The 19,385-nt window shown below is 47.3% G+C and carries 16 protein-coding genes; 3 read left to right on the forward strand and 13 right to left on the reverse strand.

Features of this window, described 5'->3' with window-relative positions:
- Positions 1-78 precede the first annotated feature (78 nt).
- A complete protein-coding gene (locus tag QT998_RS12515; protein WP_194069108.1) occupies positions 79-1,794 on the reverse strand; it encodes a sensor histidine kinase in 1,716 nt (571 codons plus the stop codon).
- On the opposite strand from QT998_RS12515, the gene QT998_RS12520 reads away from it, so the two are divergent.
- Entirely contained in the window at positions 1,793-1,933 is a 141-nt protein-coding gene (locus QT998_RS12520) for a hypothetical protein (protein ID WP_194069109.1), read from the forward strand. The genes QT998_RS12515 and QT998_RS12520 overlap by 2 nt on opposite strands.
- Positions 1,934-2,166: 233 nt before the next feature.
- On the opposite strand, the gene QT998_RS12525 is transcribed toward QT998_RS12520, so the two are convergent.
- The 4 genes from QT998_RS12525 to polA all read right to left on the reverse strand — a co-directional run bounded on the left by QT998_RS12525 (position 2,167) and on the right by polA (position 6,779).
- Entirely contained in the window at positions 2,167-2,688 is a 522-nt protein-coding gene (locus QT998_RS12525; RefSeq protein WP_333087386.1) for a hypothetical protein, read from the reverse strand.
- A 57-nt stretch (positions 2,689-2,745) separates the two neighbouring features.
- Positions 2,746-2,988 (reverse strand): hypothetical protein, encoded by a 243-nt coding sequence (locus tag QT998_RS12530; RefSeq protein WP_333115505.1) that lies wholly within the window; start codon positions 2,986-2,988, stop codon positions 2,746-2,748.
- Between the two features lie 128 nt (positions 2,989-3,116).
- Positions 3,117-3,683, reverse strand: coding sequence for a thermonuclease family protein (locus QT998_RS12535; protein WP_333115503.1), 567 nt, complete (start codon positions 3,681-3,683; stop codon positions 3,117-3,119).
- A 12-nt stretch (positions 3,684-3,695) separates the two neighbouring features.
- Entirely contained in the window at positions 3,696-6,779 is a 3,084-nt protein-coding gene (gene polA / locus QT998_RS12540; protein ID WP_333115500.1) for a DNA polymerase I, read from the reverse strand.
- Between the two features lie 426 nt (positions 6,780-7,205).
- Between polA and QT998_RS12545 the strand changes: the two genes are divergently transcribed.
- Positions 7,206-8,534 (forward strand): J domain-containing protein, encoded by a 1,329-nt coding sequence (locus QT998_RS12545; protein ID WP_333115496.1) that lies wholly within the window; start codon positions 7,206-7,208, stop codon positions 8,532-8,534.
- Here the strand turns inward: QT998_RS12545 and QT998_RS12550 are convergent, their stop codons facing one another.
- The 8 genes from QT998_RS12550 to rimP all read right to left on the reverse strand — a co-directional run bounded on the left by QT998_RS12550 (position 8,535) and on the right by rimP (position 17,827).
- Positions 8,535-9,731, reverse strand: a complete 1,197-nt coding sequence (locus QT998_RS12550) for a glycosyltransferase family 4 protein (protein ID WP_333115493.1) — start codon at positions 9,729-9,731, stop codon at positions 8,535-8,537.
- A 404-nt stretch (positions 9,732-10,135) separates the two neighbouring features.
- On the reverse strand, positions 10,136-10,360 hold the full coding sequence (locus QT998_RS12555; protein WP_194012664.1) for a hypothetical protein: 225 nt from the start codon (positions 10,358-10,360) through the stop codon (positions 10,136-10,138).
- Positions 10,361-10,578: 218 nt separating this feature from the next.
- Complete coding sequence (locus QT998_RS12560) at positions 10,579-11,340, reverse strand: low-complexity tail membrane protein (protein ID WP_333115490.1); 762 nt, start codon at positions 11,338-11,340, stop codon at positions 10,579-10,581.
- A gap of 429 nt (positions 11,341-11,769) precedes the next feature.
- Positions 11,770-14,943 (reverse strand): translation initiation factor IF-2, encoded by a 3,174-nt coding sequence (infB, locus tag QT998_RS12565; protein WP_194068889.1) that lies wholly within the window; start codon positions 14,941-14,943, stop codon positions 11,770-11,772.
- Positions 14,940-15,179, reverse strand: a complete 240-nt coding sequence (locus tag QT998_RS12570) for a hypothetical protein (RefSeq protein WP_194068891.1) — start codon at positions 15,177-15,179, stop codon at positions 14,940-14,942. Before QT998_RS12570 ends, infB begins: the two co-directional genes overlap by 4 nt.
- A gap of 158 nt (positions 15,180-15,337) precedes the next feature.
- On the reverse strand, positions 15,338-15,652 hold the full coding sequence (locus tag QT998_RS12575) for a YlxR family protein (protein ID WP_194012660.1): 315 nt from the start codon (positions 15,650-15,652) through the stop codon (positions 15,338-15,340).
- A gap of 102 nt (positions 15,653-15,754) precedes the next feature.
- Complete coding sequence (gene nusA, locus QT998_RS12580) at positions 15,755-17,056, reverse strand: transcription termination factor NusA (RefSeq protein ID WP_333087378.1); 1,302 nt, start codon at positions 17,054-17,056, stop codon at positions 15,755-15,757.
- Between the two features lie 303 nt (positions 17,057-17,359).
- Complete coding sequence (rimP, locus tag QT998_RS12585) at positions 17,360-17,827, reverse strand: ribosome maturation factor RimP (RefSeq protein WP_194068894.1); 468 nt, start codon at positions 17,825-17,827, stop codon at positions 17,360-17,362.
- Positions 17,828-18,272: 445 nt separating this feature from the next.
- Here rimP and QT998_RS12590 point away from each other — a divergent pair, with 445 nt between their 5' ends.
- Positions 18,273-19,319 carry a WD40 repeat domain-containing protein gene (locus tag QT998_RS12590; RefSeq protein ID WP_333087377.1) on the forward strand — a complete coding sequence of 349 codons (1,047 nt, stop codon included), beginning with the start codon at positions 18,273-18,275 and terminating at the stop codon, positions 19,317-19,319.
- The last annotated feature ends 66 nt before the right edge of the window (positions 19,320-19,385 follow it).

The following is a 19,385-nucleotide window of genomic DNA, read 5'->3' on the forward strand; positions in this document are numbered from 1 at the left end:
AACTACCAACTGCCAACTGCCAACTGCCAACTACCAACTGCCAACTACCAACTACCAACTGCCAACTGCCAACTGTTTTCAAGCCTGCATCACCACCCGTTCCGGGAGACTGACAATAAAAGTTGAGCCTTTCCCGTCCTCGCTTTCAACGCTAATTTCGCCACCCAGAATTTGACACAAGCGCTGGCTAATTGTCAATCCCAAACCCGTGCCTCCATACTTCTTAGTAGTCGAAGCATCAGCTTGAGTAAAAGGCTTGAATATCTGCTCTAATTGCTCATTGGTCATGCCAATGCCTGTATCTCTGACTCGAAAAATCAAAACTTGAGAACTGTAGTTTGAACCAGAGTTAAAATCTTTATTTTTCTTTCTTTTCGTCTGTTTAACTTTTCCATTCTTAATTCTTTCGACCTCGATAGTAATAACCCCTTTTTCAGTAAATTTGGCAGCGTTGCTGAGCAAGTTTAGGAGAATTTGCCGCACTTTAGGTTGGTCGGCGTACATTGTGCCGAGTTCGCCTTGGGTTTTCAGCGCTAAAGCATTGCCTTTTTTCTCTACTAGCGGTTGAGCCGTAGTCATCACTTCTTCAATCATTGTCGCTACGTCGAAGTTTTCCAAATAAAGCGTGACGTGGCCGGCTTCTATTTTGGAAATGTCGAGGATGTCGCTGATCATGTCGAGCAAATGTTTGCCTGCGGTTTGAATTTTTTCTAAGTCTGGGAGAAAGTCTTCAGAACCGGAATCTTGAGCATCTTCTTGCAGCATTTCGCTGTAGTTGATGATGGCGTTGAGGGGGGTGCGGAGTTCGTGGCTCATGTTGGCTAGAAATGCACTTTTTGAGCGGTTGGCAGCTTCGGCTGCTACTTTTGCTTCGTGCAAGTCTTCTGTGTATTCCGCTACTCTTTGGATCAGTTCGTTGAGCGAAGTTGCTAGCATTCCCACTTCGTCGGAAGTGGTAACTGGTACTTGCAAGTCAAAGTTCGATTCTTCTGTCACTCGCTGAGCGATCAGGGTAGTGGCTTCTAAGGGGCGGGCGATCGCCCTGCTGGTGTATGCTGCAAGTATCGCTGCGATCGCCGCCGATAGGAACAGAGAAACTACGAGAATAAGGGTTCCGAGTTTTTCTGCTTTCTCGTAAGTTCTAAACGCCTCGTCTGCTTTATTGCCAAAAGTGTCAGCGAGTTTGGCTGAATCCTCGGAAAACTGTGCGAGTTTCAAAGCGGTTTCGCCATCCACAAAATTGTTCAAGTTCCGCCCGAAAGCCTGCCGCTGCTGCGGATTCAAAGCTGATACTTTCGCAGTCGCCAACAATTTTTGTACTTGTTGAAAATATGATTCTACCGTCTTGCCGTTGACTCTAGCGAACTGTTGCAGCAGTTGGTAGTCTTTGGCAATCTCAGGATTTTTGGTCGGCTGCATGGTTTGCAGTTGTTCCAGGATGCCGCTCATCTGAGCAACGCGGGCGAGGAATTCCGATCGCTGGCGATCGAAAATTTCCGGTTTGTTCACCAGACTCGCCAGCTCTTTCTGGTGAATTCTGACTTCCTGCACCGTATTATTAAGATTAGTTAGGATTTCGGCTTTATCTCGGTCGATCGCCAGTTTTTCTCTAACTTGCTGTTTGTGATAGGATTCTACTCCCCGTCCCGCCACAGCACCCAAAATCGCAATACCAATGACCAAGGCGTATCCGCAGCCGATTTTCTGCCTGATACCCAAGCGGCCAAACAGATTTTTCAACCCTATTTGAGGAGCGTTTTGCAGTTGATTTTTCAAGGCTAAGGTTAAAGACATGGGGAATTTACTCGTCACCCTCACAGGCACTATCTATATTCTAATTGATGCCTGCGTGAGGGTAAATAAAGTTATGACTTTCAACCGGAATTCGGCAGCTATGGGGCCTTTGCAGGGTTCCACAGCTCGATCGGCTTGACAGTTTGCAGCAGTTATGGTTTAGCAACTATAGCGGTTCTCAAGTGACTGAGGAATTGATCGATTAATCTAAAATTCCTCAATTCCCCAATTTTTCAATCTCAAATCTGTACCAGTACCCGATCGATCCGATACTGGGCTAGATAAAAACCGAGTTATAAGTTGCAAGTTAGCAGTTAAATTCGCGATCGAACACTCCACTCTACTCGCAACCCACAACTTATCGCTGTTCCTCTACTGACAAAGTTTAAATTGTGCTATTTGAGCAGGAATTTTTGAAGCATTAGGTACGCTAGCAGAGGCAGGAACGAAGATTCCCATGCCGAAACTGCAACCCTCTGCAGTCGTGCATTCTCCAGGCTTAGCGGTGATTTGATATTCGCCTTGGGATGGCGGAGTAAAAGAAATTGACGCCAGTTCGCCTGTCTTTTGACTCGAACCGATTTCTTGACCGTTCGCATCCCTGAGAGTTAGGTTTAAATCCTGGCAATTTCCATCGCAAGTCCCAACAAAAGTATACTCAGTATCGGGATGCAGCGTGGCTCTAAACGGAGACGAAACTTGCTTGCGAACTTGGCCGAACAATGGCACAAATACTAATTTTTGACCGTTGCTAGAGCGCTGGTCAAATTCTGTTTTTAAGCGACAAACAACCGTTTTTTGGCTTTCGGTCAGTTCTTGAGCGATCGCACTTCCTATAATTGCAGTACCGAGAAGCAAGGAAATGCCCGAAATAACCAGATTTTTGATTTTCATTGATGTTCCCTAAAGTGAATTTTTGGGTGATTGCAATAGACCGCTTTTGGTTGCTGTTTATTGAGTTATCTGGAGCCTATCACATCTGTTGTGAATTGACCAAACAGAGAATTGTTGACGGTTGACGGTTGACTGTTGGCTGTTGGCTGTTGACGGTTGGCTGTTGACTGTTGGCTGTTGACGGTTGGCTGTTGACTGTTGGCTGTTAGCTGTTGGCTGTTGACTGTTAGCTGTTGGCTGTTGACTGTTGACTGTTAGCTGTTGACTGTTAGCTGTTGACTGTTGACTGTTGACTAACAAATAACAAATAACAAATAACAAATAACAAATAACAAATAACAATTAACAATTAACAACTAACAATTAACAACTAACAATTAACAACTAACAACTGCCAACTGCCAACTACCAACTGCCAACTGCCTAAATCATTTCTTCCGAAAAGTCCAAGCGGGAACAAACTTAGAATCTCCCCAAACGCCCCGCCGATTTTTCTTAGCTTCGGCTTCCGCTTGTTCCACAATACTTGCACTAGGACAGTTTTTTAAGTAAGGACGGTAAACCATTGCTAATCCTTCGCGCAGCAAAACTTCTTGGGCAAATGTGCCGTTTGGCAAGCGGACTTCGCTAATTTTGCGGCCGTAGCGATCGGTATCGGTTACGCTCAAAATAACGCGGCTTCCCCCTTTTTTGACTAGCTGCTGCATTCTTTGCTCGGCTAGATTTCCCCACTTAAACTGATTTTTATCGGCTGCTTTTTTGCTATTTTTTTCAGCGTTCGTATGGGCAATTTCCGGTGCGTCTATGCAGGCAAAACGCACTTTGATATCCTTCCCGGCGCTATCGCTGGCGACAAGGGTGTCGCCGTCGCTGACTCGTTTCACAGCATAATTGTTGGGCGGTAGCTTTTGCGGACAACCGGAGAGTAAAAACAGCAGAAAAAGTGCACTCAAGCTGTTGATTTTAGGAGAAAGGGTGATTTTGGTTGGGTTCATATTTCTCTCTGTTTATTTAGTTTCCATCCAATTTTGCCCCGCGTGGATGTCAACTATTAGCGGTACGCTAAGTGGCAGAGCATTTTCCATCGCCGTTCTAATTTTTGGCTGCAATTCTTCCCATTCATCGGGAGGTACTTCAAAGATTAATTCGTCGTGAACTTGCAATAACAGCCGCGCCTGATAGTTTTGCAAAATTTTGTCTACCTCAATCATGGCAAGTTTAATGATATCAGCACTGGAGCCTTGAATCGGTGCGTTGGCTGCAGCCCGCAAAGATTGGGCGTCATTTCTGTTAAGAGACTTAAGTAGGCTGGAGTGAATGTCCTCGGGGTTGCGACGTTCTTTTTTAAACTCAGCGAGTGTTGGGCTCTCGAAGTTGAGATAGCGGCGGCGGCCGAGAATTGTGGAAACGTAGCCTAGGGCGATCGCCTCTTTTTTTACTTTCTCCAAATATTCAAAAACCTTACTGTAACGCTCGTTAAATCGTTCAATAAACTTTTTCCCGTCTGCCGAAGACTTGCCCATCGATCGCCCAAACTTAATCGCCCCCATACCATAGATGACCCCAAAATTAATCGTTTTCCCAAACCGTCTTTCATCCGGCGTTACTTCCTCTTTTTCAAACAGCAGTTGAGCCGTCACCGTATGCACATCTCGGTTATTTTGGTAAGCTTCAATCAACACCGGTTCTTGACTCAAATGAGCCAAAATTCGCAGTTCAATTTGAGAATAGTCAGCCGACACCATCAGCCAACCAGACTCCGGTAAAAAAGCCTTGCGAATTTGCCGCGAAAACTCGGTGCGGATGGGAATATTTTGTAAATTGGGATTGGAAGAAGAAAGCCGGCCCGTACCAGTTGCAGCTTGGTTAAAATCTGTATGTACTCGCCCGGTATCCCCACGCACTAACTGCGGCAAAGCATCGACATAAGTTGATTTTAATTTGGATAATGTTCGGTACTCTAATAAATCGTCTACAATCGGGTGGTCTCCTTGCAATTTATCCAAAACAGCGGCATCTGTAGAGTATCCCGTCTTTGTTTTGCGAGACTTTTTCTGAAACTGTTCGGGGATTTTTTCTAACAAGATTTCGCTTAGTTGTTTGGGCGAACCTAAATTAAACTTTCTCCCCGCTGCTTCATAGGTATTTTCTTCGAGTTTTGCTAATTTTATTTCTAGCTCTTGCGATAGGGTATTGAGATAAGCTGAATCAATGCGAATTCCGCTGTATTCCATTTCAGCTAAAACTGGCTCTAAAGGCTGTTCTACTTTCAGCAGTAAATCCTGCAAAGATTTTCCGGGAAAGCTACCTTCATCAGCTTTATCCAATTCTGCTCTAAGTTTACTTACTAACCCAAATGTGGTATGAACATCCATACCGCAGTAGTCAGCTACTTTGGGAATACTGATGTCAGCAATTGTTTTGTTTTTCGGTACTAATTCCTTGTAGCTTTCTGCGACAATGCCTAAGTAGTGCCTTGACAATTCGCTGAGACTGTGACTGGTTTCTGGGTTGAGTACGTAACTGGCTAGCATGGTGTCAAATACGACTCCAGCGAGTTTGATTCCTTGACAGCGCAGGATCAGGCGATCGAATTTAGCATTTTGCAGCGCCTTGGGATAATTTTCGCTTTCCAAAATCGGACGCAAAGCATTTAAAGCCGTGGCTTTGTCCAAATTTTTACCCGTTTTGTGTCCCGTGGGAATGTAAGCTAAATCTTGTTCTCCGGTTCCCCAACAGCAGCCAATTCCGACTAATTCGGCATCTCGCGGTTCGAGGGCGGTGGTTTCGGTATCCCACGCCACGGGCGAGTTTTTGTCGGTGTGGGTTTCTAGCAGTTGGACTAATTCGTTTAACTGTTCTATTGTTTGAATGATTCGGGGTTGGATTGGCAGTTTGTTTTTCTGTTGCGCTGCTTTGGTTTCTGCCGCACTAAAAAACCACAATTCGTCTGCTTCTGAAATTTCAGAACTTGCAGCGGAAAAATCACTTGAATTATCAGCGTTAGGCAATTCAGAGACTGTAACTTCTCCCTTTTTCCGAACATCCGTTAAATCCGTTACAGAATCCGTTGCCGAACCTTCCCTCCGAACATCCGTTAAATCCGTTACAGAATCCGCTGCCGAACTTTCTTTTTCCGCACCACCGAACCGCTTTTGAATTTGTTTGACTTTGGTTAAAAATGTTTTGAATTCCAACTTTTCCAGCATGGTAATCAAGGCTGATTCATCAAAACCTATAAGCTTGCAATCTTCTAAGTTGATTTCTAAGGGAACGTCTTGGACAATTGTCGCCATGCGCTGAGAATGATAGGCTGATTCTTTGCCTTCTTCTAGCTTTTTCTTGGTTGCGCCTTTAATCTGATCGATGGCTGCATAAATACCGTCGAGGGTGTTGTAAGCTTCTAGCAATTGCAGGGCGGTTTTGTCGCCGATGCCTCTGACTCCGGGAATGTTGTCGGATTTGTCGCCGCACAAAGCTTTATAATCTATTACTTGTTCGGGCAAAATACCGAGTTTTTCTTTAACTTGTTCGGGGCCGTATTCTTGAGATTTGCCTTTTCCCGATCGCCTGAGCTCGTCGGTACTCAAATACAAGACGCTGATATTTTTGTCGGTTTCTACTAATTGAAACAAATCTCGATCGCCCGTGAGGATTTTAACCGCATAACCGGCGGCGCTGGCTTTGTTGGCTAAAGTTCCCAAAACATCGTCTGCTTCGTAGCCCTCAGCGGTGACTGCTGGCAAATTGAGATAGGTGAGGAGTTCTTGCAGGTTTTTGAGATCGGGAATAAAATCTTCGGGGGTTTCGGGACGACCTGCTTTGTAAGTTTCGTCTGCTTCGTGGCGAAAAGTGGGCGTGGCGAGGTCAAAGGCGATCGCCATGTACTGGGGATCGTGGGCGGCCATAACTTCCAGCAGCGACTTGAGAAAGCCAAAACAGACGCTGGTGGGAATGCCTGTGGTCGTTCGCAAGCCTCCGTCTCGACTTTTGGCAAAGGCGAAGTAGGAACGAAAGGCCAGGGAGTGGCCGTCAACTAAGATGAAGGTGGGAGCTTGATTTGCCGACACTGACACAGATTGCGATCGCACGAAAGTATTTTCTCATTGTAGCCAGTTGTGATGCCTGTTTCAAAACCGAGCGCAACCGCAAAAAAGCTCTAAACCCTTATAAAATCAGTCAGTCGATTTGAAATTTTCGATTTTCGATTTTCGATTTACTTGCAGCGCAGTGATTCACCGGAGCCCAAAGTGGAGTCTAAAATTTCGATTTATCCGAAAAACCGGGTTTTCTGCGTAATATCATGTCCCCTCGATTGACCGATATCGCGATCCATTTTTGTAATGGTGGTAATCGATCGCACATGGCATAAGTCCTCAATCTATAATCGACTGACCCTCGATCGCGATCGGCTGATTGTGCAGCTTGCCTGAGAATGCTAAAAGATAAGAAGTATGATTCCTTACGGGATAGCTTCGCACGCGCGTAAATTTACCAATACCTGCCGATCGAAGCCTATGGCTGACATTAATCGATGCTACGAAATCCTCGAAATTGAGCCTGGAGCTTCCTTAGAAGAAATTAAACGCTCTTACAGGGATTTAGCGTTTGTGTGGCATCCCGATCGGTTGCCCCCTGGCGATCGCCTGCAACAAAAAGCTGAACAAAGATTAATAGAAATTAATCAAGCTTACGAAGAGTTGGTGTTGTTTCTCAGTCAGCCGGAATCGAAGTCGATCGACAAACCGTTTCAGCAGCCACAGCCTGCGCCACCCCCTGCGCCGCCGGAAAAGCCACTGAGAAGACGTTCGGGAAAATCAGCCGGCAGGCACGGTTCCCAGCGCCGTCAAACCCGCCCCAAAGCCTCATCCCAAAAAGTTTCAACTCCAAACAACTCTTTAAGCAAGAAACAATTTACCACTAAAAATAGACAAACCGAGCGGGGAAGAAAGCCTTCGGGGCGCAGCGCGGCGAGGAAAGCGCGGCGAGTTCAAAACAGTCTAAAGCTTACCCCGAAAAGGAAAAAAGAGTTTCCGACTCAATATTCCAAACCGCAGCCATCTCAAAACTATTTAACTTTCCCTTGGGGCCCACTGGCGATCGCCGTGGCGAGTTACGCTGTGACGGGCTGCATTTTGACAAAATATCACGCCCCCCTGTGGATGTCGGCTTTAATCTGGGGTGCGGATTGGCTGTGGGCCGCGATTTTGCTGGCGGAGGGTTCGGCAACGCCTAAAGTGTGGCTGGCGGCGCTGGTTTTGGCTGGGGCGGTGGGGGGGGCGATCGCCGGTTTTCAGGCTGGAGGAATGGTAACGGGGGCTGTCTGGGCGGCGGTTGGGGCGGGTTTGGGGGCGATCGCCAGTTCTGAGGCGGAATCTCGGGCCGTGGCTTTAGTTGTGGGGGCTGCGGGAGTGGCGACAGTGTTGGGGTTGATGGCTGGAATCGGCACGGATGCTGGGAATTGGCACCAGGTGTTGGCGGCTGCGGTGGGTTGGGGGATTGCGGGCTTGACCTGCGGCCTGGTGGCGGAAGTCGCGATGAATTCCCGAAGTCCGATCGGACTTGGAGGTGCGATCGGGCTGGGGATTGGGGCGTGGGCGGGGGTTTTGGCTGGGGAGGGTTCCGGGGCTTTGACGCAAGCCTTAGAGATTGCTGGATCTAAGAGTGTTTATGGGGCTTGGGCTGCGATCGGGATTGTGGCTGGAGTTGTGGCGCGGATGGTAGTGGGCGAAAGGTCTATCGCCACTGGGCGCGGGATCTACACATTTATCCTGTTAGTTGCTACTTCCGGTTTCGGGCTGTGGCTGGGAAAGTGGCTGGTTGGTCGATCGCATTTTTTGAATTAATCAATCACTAGATTTTTGATTGTAGTATTCAGAAGCCAGTCGGTTTTCAAACAACCACTGTTTGCTTTCAGGGGAATCATCCAGCCAGCGATCGATCAATTCGGCCCATTTGACAGGCAAGCGCAACTCATGCCAGGTTGAGTGAGAAGCGACAGAAATATTGTGATAAAGCGCTGAATCCGAAACCAGATTTTCGATACATTCGGCTAAAGCCTGAGAGTTTCCCGCCTCGAAAATCATGGAATTAACGCCATGCTTCAAGTGGGTTTTAAACATTGGGTGATCCGAAGCTACTATCGGTGTTCTAGTGCGTAAAGCGTGCTGAATTGTCAGGGGAAAGCCTTCGGGATATTCGTGCCTGCTAGTAACTAGCACGATATCGGATTCTCTCATTAAAGGTTCTAAAGTATGAGTGGGTACCAGCCCCATAAATTCTACATAATCTTTAATTTGCAACTCTTCAACTCGCCGGGTAAAAAACTCTTCTTCGCCTGTACCTGCCATTTTTAAGTGAACTGATATATTGCGCTCTTTTAACTTTGGTACGGCTCTTAATATATCGCCAACTCCCTTACTTTGTACTAACGAACCAGCGTAAAATAGTTTCAATTTTTTGACATCTGCAGGGATTTCTTTCGGCGACAAAGAGCCGGGATTGGTATCTAAGAGAAAGTCCCAAGGAATTATTTGATCGGGTTTTACTCCAATTTCTTTGAACAATAAAGATGAAGTAATGCCGTAAGTCCCAACCCATTCTATTTGCTTGTTATTCAAAAAATTGGCCAATTTATAGTTGCGCCACTTATCGCGCCAACTTTTTGTGGCAATAGATTCGGCAAATACAGCGATGGTTCTAATTTGATTTTCAATTGCAAAATTAAAAATGTCGGGAATAACCGTCCGTATGACTAAATGAGTCGGATTTTGCTCGGCAATTAATTCGATCAATTTTTTGGAATCAACTTTGTAATTAAATCCGCAACCGATCGCCCGCACGCCGTTTTCTAGAACCCGATCGGTAAATTCTGGTGTCATGCAGCAAATAACCGTTACTGACTCAGCCTCCGGTCGTTTTGCCATCTCAGTAACGGCACCTACAGAATATTTTTGAGCGTAGTATGTTTCGCTTCCTCCTTGGACCAGATGCTGAAAGGTTTTTGCGTAATCGCCGGCATACTGAACTATGACTAAGCGCATTTTCCTAAACTCTGGTTGTGTCGTATTTAATAGAACCTACGGTGCAAAAGATTTGTAATTTGGTTATGTTGACGGTTTGATATACCCCCAGAACCGCACTGTGAATTTTCTTTTGCCTCCGTCCTATTATAAAGAGTTTGGGCAACAGGTACATCAATAGATAGCAGTCGCAGTCGCTTTATATCGCGGGTTTTAGGCTAATTTTATCTGGATTTTTCTGAGAGGGTGTAGAAGTAGGATGCGGAAATTAATTCCGACTCAGTAAGCAAAAATAGTGTCCCCTGCAATTTGATGTCCGAAGTTGCTGCGATCGCTTGCGGCACTTACTTCGCAGATTGGAGGGGATGCCTGCTTTCTTTGCCTGTAAAATTCACAAACCTTGACCATCTTTGGTTTGAGGGCGCTCAGTAAGCCAAAGTTGCTAAAGTTTCTCGTAGATAGGATCGCACCTGTTGATCGATGCTGGCATTTTTCTGCTTGCTCTCAAAATTGAGTTCTAGCTGCCAGCGTTGAAATCCTGAACTTGCGCCGATCGCAGATTTGAGACTGCCCCAGATTTCAGAATCTTCGCACAGCTCGATCGGCTCTGCTGCTTGAGGTTGTTGTGCGATCGGTGAATAATTCGCCATATTGTTATACCTCTGTTTTAATCCCCTGTAGGGATTGAAAGCTTACTTTGACTTTCTCTATTATAGATTCTTCTCTGGAAATAGCCAACCTAAAATATCTATAATCTGTGATTTAAAATTAAATATTAAAATTATTAATAATCTCAATCAGAACAGAGCCATTACTTATTTTTTTTTACAGCATACATCTGTCGAAGGTAAAGTAGCTTAAATTACAATTATTTCGAGTTTAATTTTTCATTTAACTTTTCGATCGACTGTTGGGGTAGGGAGGTAACGCCGTTGGTGTCAGAAAGCTGTGGGTTGACAATACTGTCGGCTGGCGAATTCCTAATTGTCGGTGGCGGATTGCTTGACTCTCCGGGTGCAGATTCCGCGACAGTTATCTCGCCCGCAAAAGTCGGCAAAAGTTGATTGACTTGCCAAAGTGCGATCGTAAAATCATGCTTAATTTTTTGTAAAAAATAAGGCTTTGTCGCTGCAAATTGAGATTCCGGCGTCAGCAAAACCGCCATCACACTAGCAGACACCTGCAAAAACAAATTGCTAGCTAAAAAAGCAGAACCGGCCAACAACAATCCAGCCCACCGCCAGGAAGGAGGAAACGGAGCCACGCCAGCAGCGAGGGGAGCCAATCGGTAGAGATGCCACAAAATTATTGCCAACAAAACAGCGACAAAAAGAGCCACTCCTTTATTTAATTTAGTTTTAAATCGAGTCAGAATCTGCTGCTGCAAATCAGTTAACTTGTCCGGTTTCACAGCCACTACTAAAATACTAAAAATATAAAAAGGGCGGAACCACTGCATCCACAGCACCGGAACAATACCTGCTACAGCCACTAAAAACACTTCTAACCACACAGGAATCGCGGGAGAACCCACTGCGAGTCCCAGCAAACACAGTCCCAGGCAGATCGGCAGTGCAGCCGCCCCAGAAAGGTGAATCCATAAAAAAGGCTCTGACCAAAAAGAACGCACTTTAATTAATTATTGGTTATGAATTATGAGTTTTCAATTTTGAGTTTTTACAATCTTGGATGCACTCTTCCCCCTGAAAATCTGTTGCGAGGAGTACATATCTAGCGGTCAAACCGAGGATTTTTAAAATCAATCCGGTTACTTTTTGTAAGTCTTATTTGAGTGGGTGAATTTTAAATTTTGAGTTAAAAACCAAACTTGTGAGTGAATAGTAGACTTCTTGGACTGATTCACAAACGTATTTTGAAATGAATCTGCGTTGATCTGTGTTTATCCCAATAGCATCTGCGGTCGATCGGCTCGCATTAAAGATTTATGCCAGAAATCTAGTTTTGGAGTATTGAGTTGAAGAGAGTAGTTTCGAGCGATCGGCAATTTAGTTACCTGCACTCAAAACTTCTCTTCCAACTCAAAACTCACCACTCAAAACTATTGAGATAGAGTCCGGCGCTTAGTAACCATGCGGTAGGCTTCAATAATATCGCCTTCGGCCCAGTCGCTAAAGCCGCTCAAGGAAATGCCGCATTCGTAGCCAGTATTGACTTCCTTAGCATCTTCCTTCATCCGCTTGAGCGAGTCGAGGATACCTTCGTAAACGATATTGTTGCCCCGGCGTACCCGCACCTTACAGTTGCGGATGACCTTGCCTTCGAGTACGTAACAGCCAGCGACAGCCCCACGACCGATCGCAAAGACAGCGCGCACTTCCACCTTACCCAGAGGTTCTTCCACCAGTTCTGGTTCCAGCAGACCTTCCATCGCCCCTTGAATATCATCCAAGAGGTTATAGATGATGCTGTATTCCCGCACGTCTACGCCCGCTTGGTCGGCCGCTTGGCGAGCGCCGGTGGCGAGAGTAGTATTGAACCCGATAATTACAGCATTACTGGCTGCAGCGAGGTCAATATCTGTTTCTGTGATTTCGCCAGGAGCAGACAGCAGCAGTCGGAGTTGAACTTCTTTTTGAGGAAGTTCAGTCAGAGAGCCGACAATTGCTTCGAGGGAGCCTTGGACATCTGCCTTCAAGATCAAGTTGAGTTCCTTGAGAACGCCTTCCTTAGCTTGTTGAGAGAAGCCGCTGAGGCTGATCCGGCCACCTTGGAGCAGGCGAGAATCTCGTTGGAAGGTAGCTCTTCCGCTGGCGATCGCCGCTGCTTCTTTTTCGTTTCCGAAGACATCAAACTCGTCTCCGGCGCGAGGTACATCCCGCAGCCCCAACACTTCCACCGCAAAGGATGGAGTTGCTTGGTCTACGCGATCGCCGCGATCGTCGATCATTGCCCGCACCTTACCCAGAGCCGAGCCTGCGACCACAATATCGCCCACTCGCAGAGTGCCGTTCTGCACCAGCAGGGTTGCCACAGGCCCCCTTGCCTTATCGAGGTGAGCTTCAATCACAGTACCCTTAGCAGCGCGGTTCGGGTTAGCGTTGAGGTCTTCCATTTCCGCGACTGTCAGAATCATTTCCAACAGCGTATCCAGGTTTTCCCCCTTAATCGCGCTGACCGGAACCATCGTAATATCGCCGCCCCAGTCATCTGCGACCAAGCCGTACTCAGTCAGCTCTTGCTTCACCCGTTCCGGCTGAGCGCCCTCCTTGTCTACTTTATTAATAGCCACGACAATTGGCACTTTCGCCGCTTTCGCGTGGCTGATCGCTTCAATTGTCTGGGGACGCACGCCATCGTCCGCCGCCACCACCAAGATAGCGATGTCCGTAACCCGCGTTCCCCGAGCCCGCATTGCTGTAAAGGCTTCGTGACCGGGCGTATCCAAAAACACCACCTGCTGGCTCTTGCCTTCGTGTACCACATCTACGTGATAAGCACCGATGTGCTGGGTAATACCCCCAGCTTCTCCTTGAGCCACCTTTGTTTTGCGGATCGAGTCGAGCAAGGTTGTTTTGCCGTGATCTACGTGACCCATAATCGTTACCACTGGCGGACGGCGCTCGAGGTATTCCAAATCTGCTTCATCGATCATCTCGATGACTTTGAGCGCTGGGGCTACTTTTTCGGGAGTTTCTACCTCTACACCCATTTCTTCGGCTACCGTTCTCACCGCTGAAATATCTAGGGTTTCGGTAATGTTGACCGCAATGCCTCTTGAGAACAACCGTTTAATAATTTCGGTTTCGGGAACAGCCAAAGTAACTGCTAGTTCTTGAACGGTCATCGGTCTGCTCAGCAGCAGCTTTTCTGGACGTTCTACCTTAGCTTCGGCTGTTTTGCCCCGGCTGCCGCGTCCCCCAGAAGAACCAGAAGAACTTTTATCGTGAGAAGGGCCCGGTCTTTTGTTTTTGCCGCTGCTTCCCGGTGCGCCCGGAGTTGGTGTTGACTTTGGTGCTGCTTGTCCCTTTGCTTTAGCTGGGCGGGCTAGGGACAGGCTGACGGTGACTGGCGCTGGCATATCCAAGCCATTTTCTAAGTCATCGTCATCCTCGTCTATGGGTTTGAGGCGAGAACGTGCCTGCTTGACCTTTTTGGCAGCTTTGGCAGCATCTGAGTTTTCGTCATCATCTTCTTCCCAAATGACCGATGTCTTTTTGGCTGGACGCGGAAGAGTCGGCTTGGGAAGGAGAAGAGTATCCAGCGGCGTATTATCTTCATCATTGTCATCAGTGTCATCCCCTGTGGCTCCGGTGTCACCACCTCGGCTACGCAGCCCTCCTGCTGACGTTACGGGCGCTAGGCTCCGGCGCGGGCCACCGGGCTGCGGTCGATCGGCAAGTGCAGTTCTGACAGGGCCGCCAGCGCTAGGGCGAGGTCTTTGGCCCTCACTACCTCCCGGTGCGGGTCTGCTGGGGCGGCTCGGTTTTGCCGGCGCTTCCAGATTTTCTGTTTGTTGTGATTGCTCTTGCTCGGTTCTGGCAAGTTTCAGTACCGGCTTGTTTCCCAGACTTTGTGGGGTGCGCGTTGCCGACTCCGCCGTCGCTCTGACTGGTGGCGACGTGAGCTTTGCCCCCGGTGCTGGTGGGGGGGTGGCTGGCTGGCGCGGGGTACGATCGGGTGCCTTGGACGACGGCGGTTGAGCTGTCGCAGGTGCCGCAGGTGCTTGATCCAGGGCGGTTGTTTCCGGGGCGATCGCACCTACTGTTTCCGAAGCTGTTTCTGAATCTGTTTCCGAAGTTGCTCCCGAGCCAGAGACATTTGGCTTCGACAGCACCGGTCGATTGATATTTGGTTTAGCGGGGGGCTGGAGTTGCCCGGCGGCAGGCGATTTGGGAGGAGTTGCCACGGTAGCACCAGGCTCGTTTTTTTGCTCCTCGTTGCCCGCCTGCTGGGAGGAATCACCAGCCGGCCTTACTTTTGGACTGCGTATTTCTAAAATTTGCTGCTTTTTTTGTTGGTCGTTAGGGTGAGGGCCAGACTCTTTTGATGGCGCTGCTGCTCTTTCGGTAGGAGCTGGCTTGCCGGGGGAAGAGTGGCTGCTGGCTACGTATTTTTCCGCCGTTTTGCGAATTCGTTCTGCTTCTGATTCTGTAATTGTGCTGCTGTGGCTCTTGACTGAAATATTGAGCCGCTCGCAAACTGCCAAGATGTCTTTATTATCCAAATTTAGTTCCCGTGATAATTCGTAAATTCTTACTTTGCCGTTGTTCATCCACTCTGCCCTCTTTTGTGCCAACCAGTTTTTACATTTTGATTCTTTGTTCTAATGACGACATCATTCGCTGTGATTGATTCAGTGTCAGGAATCGGGGTTTTGGTACTCAGCAAGGTAATTTTATCTAAAAGATGCACCTCGCTGAAGTCTGCCTTGAGATAATTTTCAAGTTTTTTTGGGAAAGTGGCAACTGTCGAAGTCTGATTTTTTTTTGGCAACTGCCACTTTTTCAAGCTTCTAAGTTAGCTTTTCCACCTTGAGGATACCTCTGCTAGTACCCTACCCTTATCTAATCTGACACAAATCTTTCCAGACTGGTGGGCCGATCGGATTGAGGTTGTAGAGCTGGCGCTACCAGTAATTACTGGCGCGTGCTGCCCGCGAGGGTTTATTATACAGTCGATACCGAACTCTTGTCGGTTTTTCGCCCGGTTGAACCCGAGTCAAATGTACAGTCAGATGTGTCTAAAAGCTGCCAAAGTGTTTGGTACAGTTCGTCAGACACAGGCGCTTTGAGCGATCGCCCAAGTCGATTTTTTTTCTGAGCTGCTTTCAGGCATTCGCTCGCCCGACAAAGGTAAGCGGAACGACCGAAGCCGCGATCTAATTGTACCTGATGAGAAGGATAGACCCTGACTACTCGCCAAAAAGCTTCCTTTGGAGCTATTTTTCGACAACTTGCACAACACCGGTAGTTCGGTTTCATCAAAGTGAGAAGGGGAGAGGGGGAGAAGAGGAGGATAGTGTCCGAGGGGGACAAGTTCTCCTTGTCTCCCGTGCGGAAAAATCTTGGTCAAGAGCGCAGTTTTTAGACTGGGGCTGCGGTTTCGTCTGTTGCTGCCTTTTCTGCTGCCAATTCTGCGGCTTCCGCCTCGCCGTCGAAGCCTGATGCTTCGTCTTCGTCTTCGTAGTAGTCTCCTGCTACTTCTTCTTCTTCTTCCAGCCTGGTAGCTTCTGCTTCCAATTTGATGTCTTCGGCCTCGCGATCGTACTTAGCAATATCTTTGATATCGATTTTCCAACCTGTCAGGCGGGCTGCGAGGCGGACGTTCTGACCTTCTTTGCCTATGGCAAGACTCAGTTGGTCTTCAGCGACCAAAATATGAGCTCGCCTGCCTTCTGGGGCAACCAAACGCACTTCATCTACTCTAGCAGGACTAAGAGCGTTAGCGATATAGGTGGCCGGATCTGGAGACCAGCGGATCACGTCTATTTTTTCGCCGCGCAATTCGTTGACTACTACCTGAATCCGCGATCCCCGCGCTCCGATGCAGGCTCCTACCGGGTCTACATCGCGATCGAGCGTATCAACTGCTATTTTAGTCCGAGGGCCGACGTGCCGGGATGGCGGATTTGCCTCCCTGGCTACGGCGACAATCCTCACCACCCCGTCTTCTATTTCTGGTACTTCGTTAGCAAACAGGTAAACCACCAAACCTGCATCTGCTCTAGAAACAAGTAACTGCGGCCCTCTCGTGGAGCCTTCGCCTACCTTTTTGAGATAAACCTTGAAAGTAGCGTTGGCCCGGTAATTGTCGTTGGGCAACTGTTCGCGCTTGGGGAGTTCGGCATCTACTTCCGGCTGACCGAAACTGCTGGTGACTGCTAAAATTACCGACTGCCTCTCAAACCTGATCACTCTTGCTTGAAGAACAGTTTCTTCTAAATCTTTAAACTCTTCTTGAATCATTTTGCGCTGTTGGTCGCGCAGTTTTTGAGCTAGAACTTGTTTGGTCTGAATGGCTGCCATGCGACCAAATTCTTTTTGATTTGGTGTGACGTCTACGAGTACGATGCTCCCCGGCTGAGCTTCTGTGGCTACTTCTTGCACTTCCAAAAGTGATATTTCGTGATCGGGATTTTCGACTTCTTCTACAATAGTTTTGTTTGCCAAAACGCGGAAACCTTCTTGTTCTGCGTCCAGTTCTACATCAAAATTATCGAAGTATTCTTCGCTGAAGTGGTCTAGTTTTTGGGTGCGGCGGTAGCGTTCGTATCCTTTGAGCAGGGCTTCTCGCAAGGCTGCTTGGACGGCGTGTTTGGGTAAATTTCGCTCTTTGCTAATACCTTCGACCATTTCTTTAAGTCCGGGCAGGGGAACCATTGACATATAAAACACTCCTTTTTTACTGTGACAATACGTAACTGGTAATCGCGAAAAGATAATTGGTGAGTTTTGATAGAAATTGATGGGTGATGATTTATGAGTTACCAAAATAGGGTTAGGTAAATTCGGTGTTGTCACAATTTATTTGTTGTGCAAACTCAACCCGAGGCTCTCGATTTGATTCTTAAAAATTAACTCGCAGCAAAGCATTTTCAGCTTACTGCGAGGCAATCTAAAATCTCAAATCTGGCGGACACTCACAGGCACCGCCCCGAGAGCCCAAAACTCAAAACTCAAAATTTACCTTTACTCCTCCTTTCCTTCGTCTAGTTCAACTCGCGCAATTTGAAGGCGGGGAACTTTAACCTGTCGCCCTTTTAGATTGAGATAAACCGCTGTTTCATCCCGGCCTACCAGTAGTCCTTTCCACTCTTTGATTCGCGAGTCTGGTTCGGTGGCTTTGACTGTCACTGGGAAGCCTTTAAAGGTAATGAATTCTCGATCGCTGCTGAGCAATCGGGATATTCCGGGACTGGAAATCTCTAGCACGTAGGCTTCGGGGATGATGTCGGTTGCGTCTAACTCGGCTTCGAGGGCTGTGCTCATCCGCTGGCAGTCGGCTAAACCGGTGTCTTGCTGCAGGTTGCGGATGTCTACCCGCAAGACGGGAGGATTTTGGTTGGTGTGAAACACTGCTCCCACTACTTCCAATCCCAGTGTTTCCGCAACGGGGGTAGCTAAGTCAATGATTTGTGGGATTAGGGGATGAGTCATATCGAATACTTAAGTTAAAACTCCTGAACTCGAACACGGGCTTGGATAAGTCCTAAACTGGCAAATCTGATGCCCAGAACTCTTTTCCTGCGACTAATGCAACAAAAAAAGTGGGCTTGACCCACTCCTAGGTAAAACAATTTTTTCCAAGAAGTTTGAGAATTTCCTCCGATATCACATTTTGCACTATTGTCAAAAAGTTTTTCAGGGGCGGGATCTCGGGCCCACCCCACAAGAAGATTCACTTTTTGACAGAACAGGCCGGACAGCCTGTTCATTACAGAGGTGCAAGCTTTGAGTTCGATCGTAGTTTATCTCAATTCCCAGTTTAGCTCGATCGCCCGCCTGGTGACAAACCGCCTTCGGATCTCGGCGATTCTTGGAGAGAAAGGGAGTAAATTTAAATTAAAGCCGTCCTTGCAGGACGGGGTTTCTACCCAATTTTATGATGAAAATTTTAAAGTCCGGGAACTGGAAACGCAAAGCCTTATGGATTCCGGTAGCCATCGCTGTAATTCTTCTGGGAAATGATCCTTGGGAGGTTTTCCCTTTTGTTCAATACAGACGGATGTACTGTTCCCATGATGCAGTCAAGTCTTCCTATTGCAATTTTTCACTTTTTCGCACCCTAGAGGGGCATCCTACAGTTTCTGCCATTGCGATCGGTGCGGACGGTCAAACTTTGGTCAGTGGTGGTCAAGATAGAACAATTAAGGTCTGGGAACTGCAAACAGGAAAGTTGAAAAAAACACTACGGAGTGATTCAGGTGCAATTAATGATCTGGCGATCGCTCCTGATGGCAAAACTGTTGTCAGTGGTAGTGGCGATCGCCTAGTTCGCATCTGGGATATTACCTCCGATCGACCTCCTCAGATCCTAAAAGGTCACTCTGGCAGTGTTCTTCATCTTCGTATAGCCTCTGATGGAAAGACTGTTATTAGTGTCGCTGACGGTATAGATCGTGAAATCAAAGTCTGGGATATCGCAACGGGTAAGCAAAAAGCAATATTGCCCTATACCCATTTCGATGACATTAGTCCAGATGGCAAAACGGTACTTTTTACTTTACCGAGTAGTAAACTTGTAGCGTGGGATGTAACAACAAACCAGCAACAAGTCCTCCAAAAATTTTTTAGCCCTTCTTCGGACTCAGCACGCATCAGTTTAGATGGACAGACACTGGTTAGTATCAAACAAACAGGAAAAAGATCTTTCGATGTGGAAGTATCAGATTTAAGAACAGGAAAAATTAATGCAAAAAAAGGCTTTTCCCGTGAGATATTTAGAATATTTAATAAGACCCTCAGCAGTAATTTTCTAATTGGTATTACCCCGAAGGGACTGACAGTATGGAATCTGCAAACAGCCGAACTAGAAGCAGTTCTGGATGGACAGCCAGAACAAATGAGTCATTTGGTTGTCAGTCCTGATGGCAAACTATTAGCCGGAATTACAAGGGATTCGAGAATTAAAGTGTTACAGCGTCCGTAAAATTGAAATTTCCATCGAGGAATATCCGCTGGTGCAATACCAATTATTCAAAGTTAAGCAACTGTT

It is taken from the genome of Microcoleus sp. S1D4, assembly GCF_036700765.1.
Classification (GTDB): Bacteria; Cyanobacteriota; Cyanobacteriia; order Cyanobacteriales; family Microcoleaceae; genus Microcoleus.